The 22439-nt window shown below is 62.8% G+C and carries 21 protein-coding genes and 1 pseudogene; 8 read left to right on the top strand and 14 right to left on the bottom strand.

The features are described 5' to 3' along the window. The first annotated feature begins 33 nt into the window (after nucleotides 1-33). Nucleotides 34-357, top strand: a complete 324-nt coding sequence (trxA, locus tag ABMA59_RS08975; protein WP_349004996.1) for a thioredoxin — start codon at nucleotides 34-36, stop codon at nucleotides 355-357. An 868-nt stretch (nucleotides 358-1225) separates the two neighbouring features. After that, entirely contained in the window at nucleotides 1226-4705 is a 3480-nt protein-coding gene (locus ABMA59_RS08970; protein ID WP_349004995.1) for a beta strand repeat-containing protein, read from the top strand. Between the two features lie 336 nt (nucleotides 4706-5041). Here ABMA59_RS08970 and ABMA59_RS08965 read toward each other — a convergent pair whose 3' ends face one another. The 7 genes and pseudogenes from ABMA59_RS08965 to ABMA59_RS08940 form a co-directional block, all read right to left on the bottom strand. After that, nucleotides 5042-6385, bottom strand: coding sequence for a bifunctional folylpolyglutamate synthase/dihydrofolate synthase (locus tag ABMA59_RS08965; protein ID WP_349004994.1), 1344 nt, complete (start codon nucleotides 6383-6385; stop codon nucleotides 5042-5044). Nucleotides 6386-6474: 89 nt separating this feature from the next. Next, nucleotides 6475-7401, bottom strand: a complete 927-nt coding sequence (gene accD / locus ABMA59_RS08960; RefSeq protein ID WP_349004993.1) for an acetyl-CoA carboxylase, carboxyltransferase subunit beta — start codon at nucleotides 7399-7401, stop codon at nucleotides 6475-6477. A 28-nt stretch (nucleotides 7402-7429) separates the two neighbouring features. After that, the gene (trpA, locus tag ABMA59_RS08955) at nucleotides 7430-8266 is read right to left on the bottom strand and encodes a tryptophan synthase subunit alpha (protein ID WP_425475878.1); all 837 of its coding nucleotides are present in this window, start codon (nucleotides 8264-8266) and stop codon (nucleotides 7430-7432) included. 60 nt (nucleotides 8267-8326) lie between these two features. Then, nucleotides 8327-8515: pseudogene (locus tag ABMA59_RS37140) on the bottom strand (type II toxin-antitoxin system RelE/ParE family toxin); the annotation flags it as partial. A 62-nt stretch (nucleotides 8516-8577) separates the two neighbouring features. Then, entirely contained in the window at nucleotides 8578-8844 is a 267-nt protein-coding gene (locus ABMA59_RS08950) for a hypothetical protein (RefSeq protein ID WP_349004991.1), read from the bottom strand. Nucleotides 8845-8896: 52 nt separating this feature from the next. Next, complete coding sequence (gene trpB / locus ABMA59_RS08945) at nucleotides 8897-10117, bottom strand: tryptophan synthase subunit beta (protein WP_349004990.1); 1221 nt, start codon at nucleotides 10115-10117, stop codon at nucleotides 8897-8899. Nucleotides 10118-10272: 155 nt separating this feature from the next. After that, nucleotides 10273-10932: a phosphoribosylanthranilate isomerase gene (locus tag ABMA59_RS08940; protein WP_349004988.1), complete on the bottom strand. Its 660-nt coding sequence runs from the start codon at nucleotides 10930-10932 to the stop codon at nucleotides 10273-10275. Between the two features lie 300 nt (nucleotides 10933-11232). Between ABMA59_RS08940 and ABMA59_RS08935 the strand changes: the two genes are divergently transcribed. Further along, nucleotides 11233-12132, top strand: a complete 900-nt coding sequence (locus tag ABMA59_RS08935; RefSeq protein WP_349004987.1) for a LysR family transcriptional regulator — start codon at nucleotides 11233-11235, stop codon at nucleotides 12130-12132. 21 nt (nucleotides 12133-12153) lie between these two features. Here the strand turns inward: ABMA59_RS08935 and ABMA59_RS08930 are convergent, their stop codons facing one another. The 5 genes from ABMA59_RS08930 to ABMA59_RS08910 form a co-directional block, all read right to left on the bottom strand. Then, a complete protein-coding gene (locus tag ABMA59_RS08930; RefSeq protein ID WP_349004986.1) occupies nucleotides 12154-12918 on the bottom strand; it encodes a M48 family metallopeptidase in 765 nt (254 codons plus the stop codon). A gap of 70 nt (nucleotides 12919-12988) precedes the next feature. Beyond that, nucleotides 12989-13819: an aldo/keto reductase gene (locus ABMA59_RS08925; RefSeq protein WP_349004985.1), complete on the bottom strand. Its 831-nt coding sequence runs from the start codon at nucleotides 13817-13819 to the stop codon at nucleotides 12989-12991. 138 nt (nucleotides 13820-13957) lie between these two features. Beyond that, entirely contained in the window at nucleotides 13958-14425 is a 468-nt protein-coding gene (locus ABMA59_RS08920; protein ID WP_349004984.1) for a DUF2852 domain-containing protein, read from the bottom strand. A gap of 114 nt (nucleotides 14426-14539) precedes the next feature. Beyond that, a complete protein-coding gene (locus ABMA59_RS08915) occupies nucleotides 14540-15682 on the bottom strand; it encodes a benzoate/H(+) symporter BenE family transporter (RefSeq protein ID WP_349004982.1) in 1143 nt (380 codons plus the stop codon). Nucleotides 15683-15690: 8 nt separating this feature from the next. Next, complete coding sequence (locus ABMA59_RS08910; protein WP_349004981.1) at nucleotides 15691-16467, bottom strand: alpha/beta hydrolase; 777 nt, start codon at nucleotides 16465-16467, stop codon at nucleotides 15691-15693. Between the two features lie 190 nt (nucleotides 16468-16657). Between ABMA59_RS08910 and infC the strand changes: the two genes are divergently transcribed. Both infC and ABMA59_RS08900 read left to right on the top strand, forming a co-directional pair. Beyond that, the gene (infC, locus tag ABMA59_RS08905; RefSeq protein ID WP_349005218.1) at nucleotides 16658-17194 is read left to right on the top strand and encodes a translation initiation factor IF-3; all 537 of its coding nucleotides are present in this window, start codon (nucleotides 16658-16660) and stop codon (nucleotides 17192-17194) included. A gap of 56 nt (nucleotides 17195-17250) precedes the next feature. After that, nucleotides 17251-17871 (top strand): methyltransferase family protein, encoded by a 621-nt coding sequence (locus tag ABMA59_RS08900; protein ID WP_349004980.1) that lies wholly within the window; start codon nucleotides 17251-17253, stop codon nucleotides 17869-17871. A 136-nt stretch (nucleotides 17872-18007) separates the two neighbouring features. Here ABMA59_RS08900 and ABMA59_RS08895 read toward each other — a convergent pair whose 3' ends face one another. Continuing rightward, nucleotides 18008-19516 (bottom strand): ArnT family glycosyltransferase, encoded by a 1509-nt coding sequence (locus tag ABMA59_RS08895; RefSeq protein ID WP_349004979.1) that lies wholly within the window; start codon nucleotides 19514-19516, stop codon nucleotides 18008-18010. A gap of 1 nt (nucleotide 19517) precedes the next feature. Next, nucleotides 19518-20519 (bottom strand): glycosyltransferase family 2 protein, encoded by a 1002-nt coding sequence (locus tag ABMA59_RS08890; protein WP_349004978.1) that lies wholly within the window; start codon nucleotides 20517-20519, stop codon nucleotides 19518-19520. Nucleotides 20520-20601: 82 nt separating this feature from the next. Here ABMA59_RS08890 and ABMA59_RS08885 point away from each other — a divergent pair, with 82 nt between their 5' ends. The 3 genes from ABMA59_RS08885 (at nucleotide 20602) to rplT (ending at nucleotide 22432) form a co-directional block, all read left to right on the top strand. Next, a complete protein-coding gene (locus ABMA59_RS08885; RefSeq protein ID WP_349004977.1) occupies nucleotides 20602-21573 on the top strand; it encodes a lysylphosphatidylglycerol synthase domain-containing protein in 972 nt (323 codons plus the stop codon). Between the two features lie 220 nt (nucleotides 21574-21793). Beyond that, nucleotides 21794-22003, top strand: coding sequence for a 50S ribosomal protein L35 (rpmI, locus tag ABMA59_RS08880; RefSeq protein WP_349004976.1), 210 nt, complete (start codon nucleotides 21794-21796; stop codon nucleotides 22001-22003). A gap of 27 nt (nucleotides 22004-22030) precedes the next feature. Then, nucleotides 22031-22432 (top strand): 50S ribosomal protein L20, encoded by a 402-nt coding sequence (gene rplT / locus ABMA59_RS08875; RefSeq protein ID WP_349004975.1) that lies wholly within the window; start codon nucleotides 22031-22033, stop codon nucleotides 22430-22432. The last annotated feature ends 7 nt before the right edge of the window (nucleotides 22433-22439 follow it).

The raw sequence follows: 22439 nt of genomic DNA, 5'->3' as shown, positions 1-22439 counted from the left end.
TCTAGTGCGACTTCGAACCGAAAGGATTTTTAGATGGCCACCGTCAAGGTCGACAAGAACAATTTCAAGGCCGACGTCCTCGACGCTAGCGCGCCCGTCGTCGTCGATTTCTGGGCGGAATGGTGCGGTCCCTGCAAGATGATCGGCCCGTCGCTGGAAGAGATCTCGACCGAACTCGCCGGCAAGGTGAAGATTGCAAAGCTCAACATCGACGAGAATCCGGAACTTGCCGCCCAGTTCGGCGTGCGCTCGATCCCGACGCTGATGATCTTCAAGGGTGGCGAAGTGGCCGACATGAAGGTCGGCGCTCTGCCGAAAACCGCGCTGTCGCATTGGATCAATGGCGCCGTCGCCTGACCAACCAGCCTTTCTCCACGACAATCAGCCCGGCCTCGCGCCGGGTTTTTTGTGCCAGGTGCCAAGTCGCAGTTCCGGCATGGCGCGGCCGGATTCGTCGAAGCGCGCAAATGCGGGCATGAACGGTCATTTTCGGGCACATTGTTAACGGCAGGTAAACGGGTGGCGCGGGTCGTCCGTGAAAACGCGCGTTCATGTTAAAAATCAAAGTTCTTACAGGCATTTAGCTGCCATGGCGAGGTGCAAGTATCTGGCTATTGCTTGGCCTGGAAAGCTTATTCCAGGTCACTTGAATGATTATCGGTTACCTCGGAAAGCGATTTTCGGGCAGGTTCTCAAGATTATTGTTGCAAGACGTCAGAGGAATGACGTAGCGTAAAAAGAAAACGCAAATCATTTTTCAAAGTTCTTTGCCTCCAAGGCGCGTCGAGGGTCACGGCATAAGTGATCGCTACGCCTTTTGGATCGGGGCCATCTAAAATATCCGGGTTCTGGATGCGGTAGCAATGCCGTGTCTGTGGGCTTGTTTTGTCTCGTCTCGTGGCGGTTGCCGTCATCGCGACATTGCATGGATATGTTTGCTTGGCGCCGCACGATTCACCTTTGCCGAACCTTCCGAGACACACCCGCATGGCATCGCCTGCGGGCGCAGGCTCATTCCTCCTTGTGCCTGAACGGATACGCTCGGCAACACACCAACTCTAACATCTGTCATCAAACGGGAGTGACATATGACCATCACACCTCTTCTTTGGCGCGCTGATCGGCGGGTCGACATCTCTGCCGATCCGGCCCGCAACTAGCAGGAAAACTGGCGACAACGAACGGCGCGCATGGGCGTGCCATCAACCTTTTATCGGAGATTACAATGCCGAATATACCAGTTACCTGGCTCGAAGAGTTCAACGTTACCGCCACCAGCGGCCCATCCGACCCCGACATCATCCAGCTCGACAACGGCAACATCCTGGTGTCGTGGACGAGTTCGGATCCTGCAAGGCCGGGCGCCTCGGGTGCCTCGGATACGATCGGCCAGATATTCGACCCGATGGGCGTAGCCGTCGGCGGACCGTTCCGCATCAACCAGGGCTTCTTTGCCGACGACGAAATAGACGCCGATCTGGCCGCCGTGCCCGGCGGCGGCTTCATGGCTGTTTACGAGGACGTCGAGACCACCGGTACGCCGCTGCGTGCAAATGTCTACGATGCCACCGGCGCGGTCATTTTCACCACCACCATCGAAAGTGACAGCAACGCTGCCACGCAGCCCAACTTTCGCGACCCGCATGTCGCGGTATCGAGTTCGACGTCGGCTCTGGTGGTCTACCAGTTCCAGGATGCGGGCGGCACCAGAATCGCCGGCCGCATCTACGATCCATCGACCGGCACTCTGGGCTCCCAGATCAGCCTGATCGGATTTTCGCTCAACGAAAGTGATCCGGACGTGGCCGTGCTGTCCAACGGCAATTATGTCATCACCTGCACCGATCTCACCGGGGGTGATAACCGGATTGCATTTCGCGTCGTCGACGCGGCTGGCGGCAACGTCATCAGCGCCAGTTTCGTAGCGGCGACCAATGCCGATGGCTTCAGCGACACGGAATCGTCGGTGACTGCTTTGGCCGGCGGCGGTTTTGCCATCGCCTATACCGACGTCGACGCCAACGACACCGACGTCACAATCGCCATCTTCGACGCAGCTGGGGTTCAAACCGGTACGGCCAATGTCATCCTGGCCAACAGCGCGACCAACCTCACCAACGAAGCGACCATCACGGCCCTTTCCGACGGTTCTTTCATCGTCATCGTCGATGACGATCAGGCGGATAATATGGTCGCGAGCCACTTCAGCGCCACCGGTTCCTCACTCGGCAATTTCGTCTTCTCCGGGCCGGGCACCTCACCCTCGGTCACCGATCTCGGCGACGGCCGGTTCGCGGTGACCTGGCAATCGCTCGACGCCACCGGCGGCGTGCGCATGGAGATCCTCGACACGCGCGACTTCGTCAATGCGCAAGCCGTCTACAATCCGGAACCGAACTGGCAGGTCGGCACCATCTTCAGCGACACCATCGTCACGGACGTCGATTCCGACATCGTCCATGGCCATCTCGGCGATGACGATATCACCGACTCGACCAGCAGCGGCGGCAACCAGTATTTCGGCGACCAGGGCAACGACATCCTGCGTGTCGGTAACAACATCGACACCGATCTCTGGGACGGCGGCGCCGACACCGATACGCTCGATCTGCTGGCCAACACCCAGAACGGCCTGATCATCGATCTCGACGCCGGTACCATCGTCGAGGGCGTCAACACCGAGACGGCGATCAATTTCGAAAACGTCAACGGCACCAATCAGGACGACAGCATCCGCGGCACCGCCGGCGCCAACACGCTCGTCGGCCGCAACGGCGCCGACAATCTCCAGGGCAGGGCGGGCTCCGACACCTTCATCTACAACACCGGCGAGGCCGCGCTTGGCGAAGTGATCAACGGTGGCGCGGATGACGATAGAGTGCTTGTCCAGTCGGACGAAACCTTCGTCAATGCTTCCTTCGTCAGCATCGAGGAGATCGAGTTCGACCCGAGCGTTATCGCCGACCGGTCCGTGACCGTTGCGGCGGCACAGGTCGGAGCCGGTCTTGCGGCCAACCTCGTCCTCGACTTCAATGCCAACAACACCGTCGACAAGTTCCGCGTCGAAATGCTGGGCGCAACAAGCGTCGACCTGTCGCTGTTCCAGATCCAGGACTTTGATCCGGCCGGCACGGAAAATGACCGCATCATCATCCTCGGCGATTCCGACGACGAGAGCATGCGCGGCACCATTTTCCGCGACGAACTGTTCGGCCAGGACGGCAACGATGTGCTTGAAGGCGGACAGGCCGACGATCTCCTGTCGGGTGGGCTTGGATCCGACCGGGCTTCTTATGCCAACGGTGGACCTGTGACCGTCAATCTGTCCGACGCCACGAAGAACACCGGCGAGGCGACGGGCGACACCTATAACTCGATCGAGAACCTGACTGGCTCGGGCTTCAACGATGACCTCACCGGCACCAATGGCGGCAACAGCATTATCGCCGGGGCCGGCGACGACACCGTGTTCGGTCTCAACGGCGACGACAGCATGTTCGGCCAGGACGGCAACGACATCCTGAACGGTGGTGTCGGCGGCGATGCCCTCTCGGGCGGCCTTGGCTCGGACCGCGCCACCTATGCGGATGCAGCGGCCGGCGTCACGGCGGCCCTGCTGAGCCCGGCCACCAATACCGGCGATGCGGCGGGCGACACCTATACGTCGATCGAGAACCTGACCGGTTCGGCTTTCGCCGACACGCTGAAGGGCACCAACAGCACCAACAGCCTCATCGGCGGCGAAGGCGACGACACCATCGTCGGCTTCGGTGGCGACGACAACCTGTTCGGGCAGGACGGCAATGACGTCCTCAATGGCGGGACGGGCGCGGATGCCCTTTCGGGAGGCCTCGGCTCCGACCGGGCGACCTACGAGAATGCGACAACCGACATCGTTGCAGCCCTGCTCAGCCCGGCGACAAACACGGGCGAGGCGGCAGGGGACAGCTACACCTCGATCGAAAACCTGACGGGCTCCGGCTTCGACGACACGCTGACGGGCACCAACAGCATCAACAGCCTCATCGGCGGCGGCGGCAAGGACACGCTCATCGGACTTGGCGGCGACGACAACCTGTTCGGCCAGGATGGCGACGATACTTTCATCGGCGGCGCTGGCGCCGACGATTTCTCGGGCGGAAACGGCACGGATACGGCCTCCTATGAGACGGCGGCCGCGGGTGTTGTCGCCAGTTTCATCGTCCCTGCCGGCAATACGGGTGACGCTGCCGGCGACACCTACTCGTCGATAGAGAACCTCACCGGTTCCGCCTTCGGCGACACGCTGACCGGCAACAACGCCATCAACGTCATCGTCGGCGGCGGTGGTTCGGATACGATCGTCGGCCGTCTCGGCAACGACACGCTGACCGGCAATGCGGGCAAGGACCAGTTCGTGTTCGACACGGCGGTCGGTGCCGCGAACGTCGACACCATCACCGACTTCGTCTTCGTCGACGACACCATCCGGCTGGACGATGCCATCTTCAACGCCATCGTCGGCGGCACCGGCACCCTGAGCGCCGGGCAGTTTGTCGCCAACGCCCCCGGCCTTGCCGGCGATGCCGATGACCGCATCATCTATGAGACCGACACCGGCAATATCTTCTACGACACCAACGGCAATGCCGCCGGCGGATCGACCCTGTTCGCCATCGTCGGGGCCGGTCTCGGCATCACCAACGCCGACTTCCTCATCATCTGAGGGAGCCCTCCGGTCTGCGGCCGGATCAAAACAGAGGCGCCGGGAGCAACATTGCTCCCGGCGTCTTCATTGCCCCATTCCTATGTTCGGTGACTATCAGCGAGCAATTGTCGAGACCGCAAGGAGACTCCCCGCTCACGCGCGGGCGGGACCGAGACGACGCAATTGATCTCGGCATCGCGGGTTTCCGGCCGGCGAAATCGCGCAAGAACGTGCGAAGGGCAAGCTCGCGGCGGGTGTGCGTCAGGGCAAAACAGCATTTGCATGACCGAAATCAGCGCAAATTATTGGAATATCTGGATATTTTGAACTTGACGCGGGCTCCGGCCCGGCGTTTCAGATGGGTGGCGTGCCGTTTTCGGCCAGCACGGCGCCGGCCAGATAGAGCGATCCGCCGATCAGGATACGCGGCGGCGTTTCACGTGAATCCCAAGTATCGCGCAGCAACATCAAGGCGTTAGCCACCGAGTTGACCGGCTCGGCGGACAGTCCCGCCTCGGTGGCGCGCGCCGCCAGTTCGCCATTCGGCACGCCCGCGTCGCTCGAGCTCACCGGCACTGTGTAGACATGCCGGGCTATCCCTTTGAAAGTACGGAAATATCCGCTCTGGTCCTTGGTGTTGATCATGCCGCATATCAGGAACAGCGGCCGCGAAAACCGCTCTTCCTGCTCCGTCAGTGCCTCCGCGACCACCACACCGGCGCCCGGATTATGGCCGCCGTCCAGCCAGATTTCCGCACCTGCGGGCGCCAGGTCCACCAGCCCGCCTTGCGTCAGCCTCTGCATTCGCCCAGGCCAAGCCACGGAAGTCAGCGCCTTTTCCGCCGCGCGGTGGCCGATCTCGAAGCCCGCAGCCTTCACCGCCGCGATCGCCGCGGCGGCATTCGCATATTGGTGCCGGCCGGGCAGGCGCGGCGGCGGCAGGTCCATCAGCCCGTCCTCGTCCTGATAGATCATCCGGCCGTTTTCCTCATAGGCCAGGAAATCCTGGCCGTAGGCGGTGACCGGGCTGTCGAGCCGCTCGGCCGTCTGCACGATCACTTCCAGTGCCGTCTCCGACTCCTGCGCGCCGACCACCACGGGACGACCCTGCTTGATGATGCCCGCCTTCTCCGCCGCGATCAGTTCGACACGGTCGCCGAGATAGGCCTCGTGGTCGAGTGAGACTGGCATGATGAGGGTAACCGCCGGATTCAAAATGACATTCGTCGCGTCAAAACGGCCGCCGAGCCCGACCTCGATGATTGCCGCATCGGCCGGATGCTCAGAGAACAGGACGAAAGTCACCGCCGTGAGGATTTCGAACACGGTGATCTTTTCGCCGCGATTGGCCTCCGCTACCCGCGCCACCGCGTCGGCCAGAACAGCATCGTCGACGAGCTTTCCGCCGCGCGGGGCAGCCAGCCTAAAGCGCTCGTGCCAATTCACCAGATGCGGCGAGGTATGGACATGCACGAGTTTGCCTTCGGCTTCCAGGAGGGCACGGGAAAAGGCTGCGGCCGAGCCCTTGCCGTTGGTGCCGGCGATGTGGATCACCGGCGGCAGCCTGAGATGCGGGTTTCCGAGCCGTCCGAGCAGCCGCGTGATGCGCTCCAGCGAAAGGTCGAATCCCTTCGGATGCAGCGTCATCAGACGATCGATCTCGCGCTTGGCGAGGCTATCGGTGCTGTGCTTGGTCATGGAGACCGATGCTTTCTGGAAGGTTCCGGGCAGGCCGGATGGTCGGCCGTCAACGCCCGATTCGCTTGTCCATCCGCGCCAGGGGCCGTTCAGGCTCCGGCGCGTTGCTCGGGTCCGTTGAGCACGGGAGGATGAAATTCGACGCCTGCCGCTTCATTGCCGGCGATCGGCACTTTCATCCATATTTTCAACAGCCTGGCGACGGTCGACTTCAGCTGCAGGCGTGACACCACCATGTCGACCATGCCATGATCCATCAGATATTCGGCGCGCTGGAAACCTTCCGGGAGCTTTTCGCGAATGGTCTGCTCGATGACGCGCGGCCCGGCGAAGCCGATCAGCGATCCGGGTTCGGCGATGTGCACGTCACCAAGCATGGCGTACGAAGCCGTCACCCCGCCGGTGGTCGGATTGGTCAGCACGACGATGTAGGGCAGGCCGGATTCCTTGAAGCGGTCTACCGCCACCGTGGTGCGCGGCAATTGCATCAGCGACAGGATGCCTTCCTGCATGCGCGCCCCGCCCGATGCCGCGAACAGCACCAGCGGCCGCCGTTTTTCACGGGCGGTGTCGAAGGCCCTGATGATCGCCTCGCCGGCGGCCATGCCAAGCGAGCCGCCCATGAAGGCGAAATCCTGGACCGTGGCCACGATCGGAAGTCCCTCGATCGTGCCCAGCGCGTTCAGCACCGCGTCTTCCAGGCTGGTCTTGGTCTTGGCTTCCTTCAGCCGGTCGACATAGCGCTTCTCGTCGCGGAACTTCAGCGGGTCGGCGACGACCTTCGGATTGTCGATCAGCTCGAATTTTCCGCCATCGAAGAAGAATTTCAGCCGCTCGCGCGCCGCGATCTTCATATGGTGGCCCGACGACGGGATCACCCACTGGTTGCCTTCCAGATCCTTGTGAAAAACCATCTCGCCGCTCTCGGGATCCTTGATCCAGAGATTTTCCGGCATGTCGCGCCGCCCCAGCATGGAATTGATGCGCGGGCGGACGTAGTTGGTGATCCAGTTCATGGGCTTTTTTCCTTTGAACGGGGAAGCTTCACGCCGGGACAGCGAGGCGCGCGGCGCGAACGCCCTGTGCCAGTCCGCCGACCAGCGTCGCCACCGCCTCCGCCGGATCGGCTGTCTTCTCGCCCTTCGGCCCCAGCACGTTCGCGACGGCATTGACGATCGCCGTCCCGACGACGACACCGTCGGCAGAGCCGCCAATGATTCTCGCCTGCTCCGCGGTCTTGACGCCGAAACCGACGCAGACCGGCAGATCGGTATGACCCTTGATGCGCCTGACCGCCTCGCCGACCTTGGCCGTGTCGGCCAGCGCCGATCCGGTGATGCCCGTCATCGACACATAATAGACGAAACCCGAAGTGTTTTCGAGCACCTTGGGCAGGCGCCGCTCGTCGGTGGTCGGTGTTGCCAGGCGGATGAAGTTGATGCCTGCTTTCAGCGCCGGCACGCAAAGCTCGGCATCCATCTCCGGCGGCAGGTCGACGACGATCAACCCGTCGACGCCAGATCGTTTCGCATCCGAAAGGAATTTGTCGACACCATGGATGTAGATCGGATTGTAATAGCCCATCAAGACGATCGGCGTCTCGTCGTCCGTCCTTCGGAAGTCCTCGGCCATCGCCAGCGTCTTGACCAGCGTCTGCCCGCCCTTCAATGCGCGCAGGCCGGCCGCCTGGATCGCCGGCCCGTCCGCCATCGGATCGGAGAACGGCATGCCGAGTTCGATCACGTCGGCGCCTGCCTTCGGCAGCGCCTTCATGATCGACAGCGACGTGTCGTAGTCGGGGTCGCCGCCCATGAAATAGGTGACGAGCGCCGGCCGGCCTTCGGCCCTGAGCTTTTCGAAACGGCGATCGATGCGGGTCATGGTCATATTTAAGGCGGCGCCCTTTTCCTGCAGCCCGAGCCTTGCGGGATCGGAACGCTGATCCCAAACGCGGACAACCTCAATGTGCTCTTCTGTTACGCGATAGATGATAGCGAAGGGAAGACGTGGAATGCTGTAACTGCGTAGCCCCGAGTCACCGACCGGCCGGCCGATGTGTGGATGGTCGCAAAGGTTAGCGACTGCTCTGATGCATTGTCTGGTTGCGCGCTCAGAGCCCGCGTGAAAGATTCAGCCATAATATTCCTGGAACCAACCCAGATCCTCGTTGGCCGAAGCGAGATAGATCAGCCTCATGTCTGGCGAGGCTTCAGGAAGACGTCCGGTTCCGGCGGTGGCAGCTCATTCTCGGTGCCCCAGCTTTCGACCCAGCGATGCATCGCCTCGGCCGAGATGAACACGCCTTTGTCCGCTTCGGCTATGCGTTCCTTCAACAGCCTGCGCTCGGCCTCCGAGGTCTTCAAAAAGGACGCGTAGTCGTGACGTAGTGTGTCCGCTGACGAAGGGGGATCAGCCTCCTCGACCCGACGGTCTCTTGCAGTGCCTTGTCGTTTGGCCATCTCGAATTGCCCATATGCATGCAAGCAAATTTAGCATGGCACACAGGCCAGCTCAAATCTCCATGCCCATCATCTTGGCGACCGTATGCACGTCCTTGTCGCCGCGGCCGGACAGGTTGGCGATGATGATCTGGTCCTTGCCCATGGTCGGCGCCACCTTGATGACATGGGCGATGGCGTGCGCGGATTCCAGCGCCGGGATGATGCCCTCGACGCGCGTCGTTACCTGAAAAGCATCCAGCGCCTCGTCGTCGAGGATCGGCACGTAGTCGACGCGGCCGGAGTCGCGCAGCCAGCTGTGCTCCGGCCCAACGCCGGGATAGTCGAGGCCGGCTGAAATCGAATGGCCGTCGAGAATCTGCCCGTCTTCGTTTTGCAGCAGATAGGTGCGGTTGCCGTGGAGCACGCCCGGTCTGCCTGCGTTCATCGAGGCGCAATGCTCGACGCCTTGCAGGCCGCGCCCGCCCGCCTCGATGCCGACGATTTTTACGTCGCGATCGTCGAGGAAGGGGTGGAAGATGCCAATAGCGTTGGAGCCGCCGCCGACCGCCGCGACGATCAGATCGGGCAGGCGCCCCTCCTGTTCGAGGATCTGCTGGCGCGCCTCGGTGCCGATGACCGACTGGAAATCGCGCACCATCTCCGGATAGGGATGCGGACCGGCCGCCGTGCCGATCAGGTAATAGGTGTCGTGGACATTGGTCACCCAGTCGCGCAACGCCTCGTTCATGGCGTCCTTCAACGTGCCGTGGCCGGACTCGACCGGCCTCACCTCGGCGCCCAGCAGCTTCATCCGGAACACGTTCGGGCTCTGCCGGGCGACGTCGGTGGAGCCCATATAGACCACGCAGGGATAGCCGAACCGCGCCGCGACCGTCGCCGAGGCCACGCCGTGCTGGCCCGCGCCGGTCTCGGCGATGAGCCGCGTCTTGCCCATGCGCTTGGCCAGAAGAATCTGGCCGAGGCAATTGTTGATCTTGTGCGAACCCGTGTGGTTCAAATCCTCGCGCTTCAGGTAGATTTTCGCGCCGCCGAGATGTTTTGTCAGCCCTTCGGCGAAATAGAGTTTCGACGGGCGCCCCGCATAGAAGGTGGAAAGCGCCGAAAGCTCCGCCTTGAAAGCCGGATCGTTTTTCGCCTCGTTCCAGTGCTGCTGGAGATCGAGGATCAGCGGCATCAGCGTCTCGGCGACGAACCGCCCGCCGAACATGCCGAACATGCCCTGCTCGTCGGGCCCGGTCTTGAAGGAATTCGGTTCGATCGGCTTGTTCATGGCGGTTCCCGAAGCTGGTGCTGGGGACAGTTTACTTTCTTTCCGCCGAAAGGCGCGGACGGCCGCGAGGCCGCGCAAGCGGAAAAAAGTAAACTGTCCCCGCTATCTCGCTTAAGCCTTTCCGCGGCGAAAAGTAAACCGCCGCCTGCGACCTCTCATGCCGCGCGGCTGGCACGCGCCTCGCGAACCGCACGGAAGAAGGCGTCTATCAATCCGACTTCCTTCACGCCGGGCGCGCTTTCGACGCCGGAGGAAATGTCGATGCCGGGGGGATGGGCCAGCGCCAATGCCTCGCCGATGTTTTGCGCATTCAGCCCGCCGGACAGCAGGTAGTCGATCTTGGGATCGAGCTTCTGGAGCAGCCGCCAGTCGAAGGAAATGCCATTGCCACCCGGCAGCTCGGAGCCTTGCGGCGGTTTCGCGTCGAATAGGAACCGGTCGGCGATACCGACGAACGGCCGCGTCTTTTCGAGATCGGCCGCCTCGCTGATGGAAAACGCTTTCATCACCGGCAGGCCGTAGCGCGCCTTCACTTCGGCGACGCGCTCCGGCGTCTCCCGACCGTGAAGTTGCAGCATATCAGGCTTCGTTTCGGAAACGATTCGATCGAGGAAGGCGTCATCGGCGTCGACGACGACCGCGACCGCCTGCGCCCGGCCGCGCGCCGCCTCGCGCAGGCGTCCAGCCAGTTCGGGCTCGATGTAACGCGGGCTCTTGGCGAAGAAGATGAAACCGATGTGGCTCGCTCCGCCGTCAAGCGCGGCGGCGATGGTCTCCGGCGTCTTCAGGCCACAAATCTTGATATGGAGCGGCATCCGCGCGCATTGGCATGAATTTTTGGCGGAGTCGAGACAAAGCCAACCAGGCCTGACGGACCGCAGCCCGCACTTGGCCAGGAAACGCAGCGATGGCGGCGCGCCGTTCCATCGCCGCCCGACGTCGATAGAAGTCGTAATCGATCCCGGTCGGTGGCGCGGTGTCGCCGAACTGCTTTCTCTCGAACTTCCGGCGTTCCATCGCGATCGCTCCACTACACATCCGAAACGACGCTATCATTTCCCCCGAAGCGCATAATCGGCTAACACCGACAGATAATCGTGACTGGAGTTCATGAATTGAGCGCTTCAGACGAAATGTCCGCATTCGTTCGCGTCGTTGATCTCGGCAGTTTCGCGCGCGCGGCGGAGGATCTGCGGCTGACCCCGTCGGCGCTGTCGAAGTTGGTTTCGCGGCTGGAAGACAGGCTCGGCGTCCGCCTGTTGACGCGCACGACGCGACGGCTGGCGCTGACCTCCGAAGGCGCGCTCTATCTGGAGCGGGCGCGCGAAGTGCTCGACCTTATCGAGCGTGCCGAGGCCGACATGTCTTCCTTCCGCGGCAAGCCGAAGGGCCTGCTGCGCATCAATTCCAGCACCGGTTTCGCCCGGCAGACTTTGCTGCACGCGATACCGGCGTTCCTCGAACGGTTCCCGGAGGTTTCCGTCGATCTCTCGCTGACGGATCGGCTGGTCGATCCAGTTGCCGAACAAGTCGACATCGTCATTCGCGGCAGTCCTTCCGCCGGGTCCGACCTCGTCGTTCGAAAACTGGCGGAGGGCCGCCGCCTGGTCTGCGCGGCGCCATCCTATCTGGAAAAGTCCGGAATACCTCGATCGGCGGCCGATCTGATCCGGCACAATTGTCTGGCGCTGTCGGGCCAGTCGCCGCCGACGACCTGGCCGCTCGCCGCCGATGACGGCATCGTCTCGTTCCTGCCGAAGGGAACCTTCGCTTGCGATAATGTCGGCATGCTGTTCGACATGGCGGTAGCCGGCCACGGCATCGTCCGGCTGGCCGATTTTGTCGTCGGCAAGGCGGTGGCCGAAGGCCAACTGGTTGAAATCCTGGCCGACATAAACCGCTCGGACACGATTGCGCTGTGGGCGCTGGTGCCGAAGGGCCGTTTTCGCTCGCAGCGAGTCCAGGCATTTCTGGATTTTATGGAGGCGTGGCTGAACGGTTCGTCGCAATCCTGAATCGGGCGACGACGGGAAGGGCTATTCGAACCCGATCGCCTGAAGCGCGCTGCCGTTCTTCTTCAGCCAGGCCTTGCAGCGCTCGGTGTCAGGGCAAAGCTCCTCGCACAGTTTCCAGAATTTCGGGCCGTGATTCATCTCCCTGAGATGCGCCACCTCGTGCGCGACGAGATAGTCGATCACCGGTCGCGGCGCCATCATGATGCGCCAGGAGAAAGAGAGGTTGCCGTCCGCCGTGCACGAGCCCCAGCGGCTCGACGTGTCCTTGAAGCGAACCGCCTTGGCTTTGCGCCCGACCGCGGCCGTATGCCTTTCGACCAGCGGCTCGATCTCCTTCTTCGCCTCGCGTTTCAGAAAATCGGCGAGCCGGCGCGGCAAATGGCGGCGGTCGCCGAAGACGGCGAGTTCCGGCCCGTCAAAACCTTGACGGAGTTCGACCGTGCCGCGCGTGGCTGGTTCATGGACGATAAGGTGGGGTGCGCCGCGCAGCGGGATTTTGATGCCGGGCCGCACCTGCGGCCTTTCCGGCACTTTCGCGAGCTTCTGCTCCAGCCAGCCCTGGTGGCGGGTAAGGAACCGGTCGACCTCGCCGCGCGCCAGTCCCGGCGGCACTGTGATGCGCAGGCCCTGTCCGCCGGCGTCGATGCGCAGCGTCAGCCGGCGTGCCCGATCGTTCTCAACGATGCGCAGCGGTAGTTGGCGGCCTGCCACGTCGTGCACCCGCAATTCGGCGGGCGCGACGGGGCGAGGCAGCTTTGGCTTGGGCTTCAGGAAACCGAAAGGCATCTGCGGACGATATGTGATTCTTTCGGTTTGTGCCGGAAATCGATCGTTCGTCCGCCCGAGAAAGCGCCTGTCAGAACGTGGCGCTGATCGGGCTCGGCCCGGTCCGGCCGTTCTTGCTGTCGAGCGCCGCGAAGGCCGCCATGTCGTCGCTGTCCAGCGTGAAATCGAACACGTTGAAATTCTCGACGATGCGCGTAGGCGTCACCGATTTCGGGATGACGATCAGGCCCTGCTGCAGATGCCAGCGGATGATGACCTGCGCCGGCGAGCGGTGATGTTTCGCGGCGATCCGGCCGATCGCCGCATCGCCGAGCAGCCGGCCGCTGCCGAGCGGGCTCCAGGATTCCGTGGCGACGCCGAGTTTTTCATTGGCCGCGCGCACGTCCTTCTGCTGGAAGCGCGGATGCAACTCGATCTGGTTGAGCGCGGGCGCCACGCCGGTCTCGTCGACGATGCGCTGGAGGTGCTCGGGCTGGAAGTTCGAGACGCCGATGGAGCGGGCGCGGCCCTCCTCCTTCAGCCGAACGAACGCCTTCCAGCTCTCGGCATAGGCGTTGCGCTGCGGCGACGGCCAGTGGATCAGATAGAGGTCGATGTAGTCCGTCTCAAGACGGTCAAGGCTCTTGTCGAAGGCGCGTAGCGTGCTGTCAAAACCCTGGTCGGCGTTCCAGAGTTTGGTGGTGACGAACACGTCCTTCCGCGTGATGCCCGATTGCGCGATGCCGCGTGCCACGCCGCGTTCGTTGCCGTAGATCGCCGCCGTGTCGACGTGGCGGTATCCAGCGCCGAGCGCGGCCGCGACCGCGGAATCGGCAACCTCGTCCGGCGTCTGCCACACGCCAAGCCCGATCTGCGGGATGCTCTTGCCGTCATTGAACGTGATCGCGGGAACTTTGGTCATCGGCCTGTCCTCGGGGAGGGTGAAGCGATTTCGTTGGAAATAGAAGAGCAGCGGAAAATGTTGAGGGGGAGTGGAAACGAAATCGGCGCCGCGGGGGCGGCGCCGATCCGGTCGGATCAGCCGGAAGCTGGTCGAACTTTACTCGACATCATCGAGCAAGCCGGACGGGCCTTTCGGCTTGTCGTCGCTGGTCTTGGCCGGCGTGGAGCGCGACCGGTTCGCCATGAAGCGGTCGAACTCGTCCTGGTCCTTGGCGCGGCGGAGTTCGCGCATGTAGTCGTCGAACTCGGTCAAGGTCTCGTCGAGCTTGCGGCGTTCCTCGGCCAGGCGTTCGAGTTCCTTCTCGCGCCAGTCGTCGAAGGCGACGTTGCCGGTGCGGCTGGTGCCATGGCCCCAGCGATGCGTCTTGTCGGCGCCGCGGCGGCATCCGGCAAAGATACCGTCGGTGGCGCGGTTCACGTCGCGCTTAAAACCTTCAAGCCGGTCGCCCCAGATGATGTAGGCGAGCATTGCAAATCCAAGCGGCCAGAACACCATGAAGCCGATGACCATCAGCGCGATGGTCGCGGGCGTCCAGGCCGGACGGATCAAGGCGGTCGTGTTCATCTTCTCCCGTTCCTTCGGTTGGGCAGCCGGGCTGGCTGCTCGGATTCGAAATGGTAAGGGGAGAACCCGGCTTCAAGACATATCCGCCTGAAACCGGACAAGTATTTGAAAAAGCTATCGTAATTTTAGCCGATCGAGGAAAAGCACGATCAGACCGGCCACCAGCCCCCAAAAGGCGGACCCGACACCGAACAGCGTCAGTCCCGATGCGGTTACGGCGAAGGTGACCGTCGCGGCGATGCGTTCCTTATCGTCCTTGAGCGCGATGGCGAGCGCATTGGCGAGCGCGCCGAGCAGGCCGAGCCCCGCCACCAGCATGATCAGCGAGGGCGGCAGCACGGCGAAGAGCGCGACCAGAGAGGCGCCGAACAGCGCGAACACGACGTAGGCCAGCGCATAGAACGGCCCTGTCTTCCAGCGCTCGGCCGGATCGGGATGCACGTCCGGGCCGGTGCAGATAGCCGCCGAGATGGCTGCCAGATTGCTGGTCAGAGCATTGAACGGCGCCGTCAGCACGGATACCAGACCGGTGACGGTAATCAGCGGCCCGGGTTCCGGCTGGTAGCCGGCGGCTTTCAGCACCGCGAGGCCGGACAGGTTCTGCGAGGCCATGGTGACGAGGTAGAGCGGCAGTGCCAGGCCGACGATCGAACCCAGCGTGAAATCGGGCACCGTCAGCACCAGCGTCGACATTTCCAGTGCCGGCATTGTTCCCACGCGGCCAAGAACCACCGCCAGCACCCCGCCGCCGATCAGCACGGCCAGCACCGAAAGCGCCGGATTGAACAGCCGGATGACGAAGAAGGCGGCGATCAGCGGCAGGATGAGCCACGGATCGCCGGGAACCGTCTTCGTCGCATTGATGACGAAGGTGACGACGATGCCCGCCAGCATGCCTGAGGCGACCGATGCCGGGATTCTCGAAATCAACCTTGTCAGCGGCTTGAACAGCCCGGTGGCGACCAGAAGTGCGCCGGTGACCAGGAACGCACCCACAGCCTCATTGATGGAAAAGCCTGTGCTGGCGCCGATCAGTGCGGCGCCCGGCGTCGACCAGGCGGAAATCACCGGCATCTTCGTGCGCCATGACAGCCACAGCGTCTCTACCGCCATGGCGATGCAGAGCGATGTAACCATGCTCGCGGTCTGTGGGCGGGAGGCGCCGACCGCGTCGGCCGCCGCGATGATCAGCGCCAGCGTACCGCCGAAACCGACGACGGCAGCTACGAAGGCCGAAACCGGGATGGAGAGGCGCATTGCTGCTTCTACTCCGCCGCTTGCCGAACCATCGCTTCGACAGCGGCGAGGATCATCTCGATGTCCTGCGGCCGCGACAGCCGGTGGTCGCCGTCCGGCACCAGCGACAGCGTCGCGTCGTCGGCGGGCAGCAGCCCGACCAGCTTCAGCGCGTGCTGGTAGGGCACGTCGGGGTCGCGCATGCCCTGGATGACATGCACCGGGCAGAACGTGTCGAGCGGCCCGGTCAGCACGCGGTTGTTACGTCCGTCTTCTATAAGCGCGCGGGTGAAGATGCTTGGCTCGCCAGAATATTCCGACGGCGTCTCGAAAAAACCTTTCGTTTCCAGATCGCGCTTCTGTGCCTTCGTCAGGCCGGGCTCGACCAGATCGGCAGTGAAATCCGGGGCCGGCGCGATCAGCACCATGCCGCCGACCCGCGCGCTTTCGCCGGCCTTGGCCAATTCCTGCACAAGACGCAACGCGATCCAGGCGCCCATGGACGAACCGACCAGCACCTGCGGCCCTTCGGAGAAGCCTCGGAACACGGCCAGGCTTTGAGCCAGCCACGAGGAGATCGTGCCGTCGGCAAAGGCGCCGCCGGATTCGCCATGGCCGGAATAGTCGTGCCTGACATAGGCATGGCCGGCCTTTTCCGCCCAGCCGTCCAGCGCCACTGCTTTTGTGCCGAGCATGTCGGAGCGATAGCCGCCGAACCACACGACGCCCGGCGGGCGTCCGGCACGGCGGCGGAAAGCGATCGGCACGCCGTCGACATCGAGGTGGTTGAGGGTAATCTTGTCCATGAGGCTCGGAAACTTTCGGGAAACGGCTTCTCGCACAGTCGCAGGCGTGCGCAAAGGGCCAGTTTCCCGCCAAGGTTGGCGCGCAGACTGGTGATTTATTTGTTTCGCCGTGCTATTGACTCGCGCCCCGGCCCACCGACATAGGCCGCCGGACAGCAAACAGGTTCAACGGTTCAAGGAGAACACGACCATTCGCAGACCATTCAAGGCCGGCGCGCCCGTCAAGGAAGGGCCCCGCTCCAACAGGGATATCCGCGTTCCGCGGGTCCAGCTCATCGACGCAGAAGGCAAGAACCACGGCGACGTCTCGATCAACGACGCCCTCCTGATGGCCGAGGAGGCCGGGCTCGATCTCGTCGAGATATCGCCCAACGCCACGCCGCCGGTCGTCAAGATCCTCGATCTCGGCAAGCTGAAATACGCCAACCAGAAAAAGGCCGCCGAGGCGCGCAAGCATCAGAAGGTCATCGAGATCAAGGAGATCAAGATGCGCCCCAATATCGACAGCCACGACTACGACACCAAGATGAAGGCGGTGCGCCGCTTCTTCGAGGAAGGCGACAAGGTCAAGCTGACGCTGCGCTTCCGCGGCCGCGAGATGGCCCATATGGAGCTTGGCATGCAGCTTCTGAACAAGGTTCGCGAGGAGGTCGCGCTGATCGCCAAGGTCGAGGCTGAGCCAAAGCTCGAAGGCCGGCAGATGATGATGGTGCTCGCCCCGAAATAGCCAAGATGCCAACAGAGCGTGCCACCCGTTTCGAAAGCTCTGGCATTGAGGATTGCATGGAAATTGATCGCAAGGCCGCGATGGCTCGCTACCAGGCATCGCGGCGTTTAGTTTTGGCGGTTGTGATCGGCCTTCTTTGCCTGCTGCTTGTGTTCAGCGGGTCGCCGCACAGCGAACTCACGCACGAACACATAGAAGCGAACGGGCTGGCGCTCATTCTGATCGGCATCGGCGGACGGCTGTGGTCTATCCTCTATATCGGCGGTCGCAAATCCGCCGAGATCGTCACCGCCGGACCCTATTCGATTGTCCGCAATCCGCTCTACTTCTTCTCGACGATCGCTGCGGCGGGCGTCGGCACGCAGACCGGAAGCATCACGGTTGCGGCGGCGGCCGCCGTACTCTGCGCCACCGCTTTCCACATCGTGGCGATGCGCGAAGAAGCGCACCTGAAAGCGCTGTTCGGTGCGCCCTACGAAGCCTATCTCCAGCGAGTGCCGCGCTTCGTTCCCAACCCGTGGCTGTTCAGGGATCAGACGGAAGTCACGTTCAGCTCGCGTGTCTTCAACCACACGCTGCGCGACGGCCTTGTGTTTCTGATCTCGATCCCATGCTTCGAACTGATCGAGGCGGGCCAGGAAGCCGGGCTCATACCGATACTGTTCTACCTTTATTGAAAACGGCCCCCCGCGCACGCTGCGGCAGCCGGCTCTTGTGGGTTTGCCGGTTCAGACAAAGGGCCAGTGCGTGGCGTGAGTGGAGTCGGTACAGGGCGCGTCTGTGCGCGCTTGTCCCGCCTTGTCGAACTCCAAACTATAACCCGGTGGGATAAATCCACGCATAGGCGAAATGATAGGCGTCGCCCTTGCGTCCGTAATGATAGGGCAGCGCGGCATCCTTCGCTTCGAGGGTGACGCCGCGCAGTTCCGGCCTGGCCTCGAGCCAGGCGGCGATATCGCCGGGCAATGCCGGATCGGGCTTGCCCTTGTCGCGCCAGATGACAAGCACCGGATGGGCCGCGTCGAATACATAGGGCTCGTCAAGGTCTTCGTAGCCTGGGACCATGACCGGAATTTCCCCCGGCGCATGCAGGCGGAGATTGCCGGCCATCTGCTGGTCGTCGGCAAGGATGACCGAGGGTCGGTTCTTGCCGGAAGCCAGTATCGCCGTGATCCCTGGGCCGTAAGGCACGTTCTGTTTGCTGTATCGTCCCATCGCGCCGAGGATCGGCGTCCGCGCGAACAGCACAAGTGGGATGATCACCATGATCGAAAGGATAATCGCGCCGAAGCGCCGCCCCGCGCCGGGGAAAGTCTGCCCCGATGCCTCGATCTTCGCCGCAAGATAGATCGGCAGCAGGAAGAACATCGGAACGAGCCAACGATCCTTGATGTTGTTGGCGCCGCCGACAAAGACCAGCAGCAGAAGCAGGACGGCGACGGCCACGAACATCCGCCCGATCAGCCGAGTCCATTGGCTTTCCGCTTTCCACGCATCCAGCAAGGTCCGTCCGAAGGCGACGGCGAAGAAAAGCAGCGTCGGCAGCGTGAAGACCGCAATCGCTCCCGCCAGCGACGCCAGGCCCACACCGATCATCTCGATCCGGCTTCCATGTGCGTCTTGCGTCATCTTGCCGATGCTGCCGCTTGTCGCATCGCCGACATGATCGATGAACCACAAAACATGCGGTGCCACGACCGCCGCCGCGACAATGGCTGTGAGCAGCACACGCGGATCGAACAATCGGGAGCGCAGATCGCGGTCGCAAAGGGTGGCGGCGATGGCTGCGAGCGGAAGCAGGACAAAATTGTACTTGGAGATCACGCCGATGCCGATGGCGAGGCCGGCCATCGCGTAGTTGAGCGCGGTCGGCCGCTGCAGCGCGCTGATGAAAAAATAGATGAACATGCAGGCAGCAAAGAGAACCGCCACCGTGTGGGTGAGGTCGCGCTGCGATTCGAAGCCGATCTGCGGGATGGTAATCAAGCCAAGCGTGGCGATCACCGCCAGCACCCGGTCTCGGATGACGAGACTGGCTGTCAGGCCGTACAGCACGTAGCAGCCGAACAGCATCAGGTTCTTCAGGACCGTCACCGCCAGCACGGTGCTGCCGAGCAATTGCACGACGCCGTATTGCACCCAGTTGTAGAAAGGCGGCTGCGTGTCGTAACCCAAGGCGAACCACTGGGCGAGGAACAGTTGCTGGCCCTCATCGAGTTCGAGCGAGGCCGGCGCGAGCAGCCGCAGGGTGATGCTTACGGCGAAATACGCGGCAAGCAGCAGATAGACGGCACCGCCGCTGCGCGCCAACCGCTCGATCACTTCAGGCGTCCCGCTTGTAGCTGTTGCGCACGACATAGTTGCGCGTCTCGTCGCGGCTCCTGGCCAGCATCTCGGCAAGAATGCCGGTGGTCACCATCTGCACGGCGCCGATGAACAGCATTACCGCGATGGTGAGCATCGGCCGGGTGCCGATGTCCTCGCCGAGAATGAATTTCACCACGAAGAGGTAGACGAAAAGCAGCCCGCTCAGGCCCCCGAACACCAGTCCTATGGTCCCGAAGAAATGGCCCGGCCGGTATCGGAAACTCATGAAGAACAGTACCGAGAGCAGGTCCAGCACCACGCGGAAGGTGCGCGAGATACCGTATTTCGACGTGCCGAACTGGCGGGCGTGATGATTGACCACCATCTCGTCGATGCGCGACGTTGGGACAACGCTGCCGATCCAGGCCGGGATGAAGCGATGCATGCCGCCCATGATGCGGATCTGCTTCATGACGCTGGCGCGGTAGACCTTTAGCCCGCAGCCATAGTCGTGAACCTTCACCCCGGTGACTTTGCGGATCAGCCGGTTGGCGATCCAGGAGGGTATCAGGCGAAGCATCAGCCCGTCCTGCCGGCTCTTGCGCCAGCCGCAGACAAGGTCAAGCTGGCGCTCCTCCAGCATGGCGACCATTTTGGGGATGTCGTACGGGTCGTTCTGCAGGTCGCCATCGAGCGTCGCCAGAATGCGGCCACGCGCGGCGTCGATGCCGGCCTGCAAGCCCGCCGCCTGGCCGAAATTGCGCTGGAATTCGATGATCCTGAGATCGAGCCCTTCGCGCGCGAATTCCTTGCGTGCATTGACAAGGGTGCCGTCGGTCGAGCCATCATCGACAATGACCAGTTCCCACGGCTTGCCGAAATCCTTAAGAGCGTCGCAGACGCGCTCGACGAGCGGCGCGACATTCTCCTCCTCGTTATGGAGCGGGATGAGGACGGAAAGCTCGATCTCGCCTTCCGCCTGCGGGGCGAAAAGCGGAAAGGATTGGGTTTGCTGCACGCTGTCTCCCCGGAGAGGGTCCGGTTTCCTTGGGCCGCCCTGTTACAGCAGCGGCCGGTTTTAGACAATCGCGGGCCGGTGAATGACTGAAACCACGGGGTGGAGCGGCTGGCTGGCGCGCAATCGAGCGGTCCTGCTGACAGTCGCGGTCATCTTGCTCTATGCCGCCTTCGTGCAATGGGCGTGGGGCTGGCCTTCGATCCTCGCCGCCTGGCGCGAGGTTGGCATCGGCGCCATCCTGCTGGCGCTCGCCCTGTTGGTGGCGACTTATTTCGTGCGCGCCCACCGCATCCACGACTATTTCCCGCACGAGACCAAAGGGCGCTTCGTCCGGCTGTTCCGTGTCACGCAGGTCCACAACATCCTCAACATCATGCTGCCGCTCAGGACCGGCGAGACCAGCTTTCCGCTCTTGATGCGTTCCGAGTTCGGCGTGCCGCTGGCCCACGGAACTTCGGCGCTGCTGGTACTGCGGCTGCTCGACCTTCATGCGCTGCTGGCGGCGGCCGGCGTCGGGCTGGTGGCGGAAACGGAGTATCGCCTCTGGGCCTGGCTGCTGTGGCTTTTGTTTCTCGTCCTGCCGCTGGCCGTCTTCCCGATCCGCGATCCCATGATCGTCCTGGCGCGAAAACGTCTGCCGGAAAAATTCGCGAACCTTGTCGATCAGATCGACGATGGCATTCCGCGCGGCCTCGGGCGTTTCGTGCGCGCTTGGGCGCTGACGGTGCTGAACTGGGGCGTGAAGGTGCTGGTGCTTGCCTGGGTGCTGGCGCTGATGGGCGTCATGCCGCTGGCGGCCTGTTTCGGCGGCGCGCTGGGCGGAGAGCTGTCTTCCGTGCTGCCGGTACACGCGCCGGGGGGGGTCGGCACCTATCCGGCCGGCATAGCGGCGGGCGCCGCCGTCTTCGGCGCAGGCAAGGATGGCGCGACCCTAGCAGCACTTGCCAAGGCCGGCATCAACGCGCATCTGTTGGTGATTGTCTCGGCATTGGCAGGCGCGGCGATTTCGCTGGTCCTTCCGCATCTGGCGAACCGTAAGGGCGGTTCGAAATAGGCGAAAAAGCCTGCGCGCCACCCGTTGCGCTTTTTCCCGCTCATCGCTATAAGGCCGCGTTCTGAAAAAACCGCCCGGCAGGGCATGCCGTGGCGGTTTCATTTGCTTTCCGGACTTTGGTCGGTTTCGGAAACGAAAAACAAGAGGCGCGGAGTGCCGTAGGCACGACGGGGACCTCAAAAAAATAGGGGTGGTTGAAGCCCCGCATAGGAGTAGCAAAATGCCCAAGATGAAGACCAAATCGGCCGCCAAGAAGCGGTTCAAGATCACCGGCACCGGCAAGGTGCTGGCCGCTGCCGCCGGCAAGCGGCATGGCATGATCAAGCGTTCCAACAAGTTCATCCGCGACGCGCGCGGCACGATGGTTCTGTTCAAGGCCGACGGCGAGAAGGTCGTGAAGAATTTTCTGCCCAATGGCGGCGGACTCTGAGCCCGGAACGAATAAGGAGATCATGACATGGCACGCGTAAAGAGAGGCGTCACCGCCCACGCCAAGCACAAGAAGGTCCTCGACGCCGCAAAGGGCTTCTACGGCCGCCGCAAGAACACCATTCGCATCGCCAAGCAGGCGGTCGAAAAGTCGATGCAGTACGCTTACCGCGACCGCAAGGTGCGCAAGCGTAACTTCCGCGCACTCTGGATCCAGCGCATCAACGCCGCTGTCCACGAGCATGGCCTGACCTATGGCCGCTTCATCGACGGCCTCAACAAGGCCGGCATCGAGATCGACCGCAAGGTGCTGTCCGACATGGCGATCCACGAGCCGCAGGCTTTCGCCGCGCTGGTTGGCAAGGCCAAGGTTGCGTTGGAATACCTGAAGAACACCACGCCGAACGCTTTTGAGAGCGCTGTAGCCTAACCAGCGC

The sequence above is a fragment of the Mesorhizobium yinganensis genome (assembly GCF_040081985.1).
GTDB lineage: Bacteria > Pseudomonadota > Alphaproteobacteria > Rhizobiales > Rhizobiaceae > Kumtagia > Kumtagia yinganensis.
This window is presented reverse-complemented; position numbering and strand designations above follow the sequence as displayed.

Coding starts and splice junctions, on each gene's coding strand:
- trxA (WP_349004996.1), top strand. CDS start 34: ATGGCCACCGTCAAGGTCGACAAGAACAATTTCAAGGCCGACGTCCTC.
- ABMA59_RS08970 (WP_349004995.1), top strand. CDS start 1,226: ATGCCGAATATACCAGTTACCTGGCTCGAAGAGTTCAACGTTACCGCC.
- ABMA59_RS08965 (WP_349004994.1), bottom strand. CDS start 6,385: ATGACCAAGCACAGCACCGATAGCCTCGCCAAGCGCGAGATCGATCGT.
- accD (WP_349004993.1), bottom strand. CDS start 7,401: ATGAACTGGATCACCAACTACGTCCGCCCGCGCATCAATTCCATGCTG.
- trpA (WP_425475878.1), bottom strand. CDS start 8,266: ATGACCCGCATCGATCGCCGTTTCGAAAAGCTCAGGGCCGAAGGCCGG.
- ABMA59_RS08950 (WP_349004991.1), bottom strand. CDS start 8,844: ATGGCCAAACGACAAGGCACTGCAAGAGACCGTCGGGTCGAGGAGGCT.
- trpB (WP_349004990.1), bottom strand. CDS start 10,117: ATGAACAAGCCGATCGAACCGAATTCCTTCAAGACCGGGCCCGACGAG.
- ABMA59_RS08940 (WP_349004988.1), bottom strand. CDS start 10,932: ATGCCGCTCCATATCAAGATTTGTGGCCTGAAGACGCCGGAGACCATC.
- ABMA59_RS08930 (WP_349004986.1), bottom strand. CDS start 12,918: ATGCCTTTCGGTTTCCTGAAGCCCAAGCCAAAGCTGCCTCGCCCCGTC.
- ABMA59_RS08925 (WP_349004985.1), bottom strand. CDS start 13,819: ATGACCAAAGTTCCCGCGATCACGTTCAATGACGGCAAGAGCATCCCG.
- ABMA59_RS08920 (WP_349004984.1), bottom strand. CDS start 14,425: ATGAACACGACCGCCTTGATCCGTCCGGCCTGGACGCCCGCGACCATC.
- ABMA59_RS08915 (WP_349004982.1), bottom strand. CDS start 15,682: ATGCGCCTCTCCATCCCGGTTTCGGCCTTCGTAGCTGCCGTCGTCGGT.
- ABMA59_RS08910 (WP_349004981.1), bottom strand. CDS start 16,467: ATGGACAAGATTACCCTCAACCACCTCGATGTCGACGGCGTGCCGATC.
- ABMA59_RS08900 (WP_349004980.1), top strand. CDS start 17,251: ATGGAAATTGATCGCAAGGCCGCGATGGCTCGCTACCAGGCATCGCGG.
- ABMA59_RS08885 (WP_349004977.1), top strand. CDS start 20,602: ATGACTGAAACCACGGGGTGGAGCGGCTGGCTGGCGCGCAATCGAGCG.
- rpmI (WP_349004976.1), top strand. CDS start 21,794: ATGCCCAAGATGAAGACCAAATCGGCCGCCAAGAAGCGGTTCAAGATC.
- rplT (WP_349004975.1), top strand. CDS start 22,031: ATGGCACGCGTAAAGAGAGGCGTCACCGCCCACGCCAAGCACAAGAAG.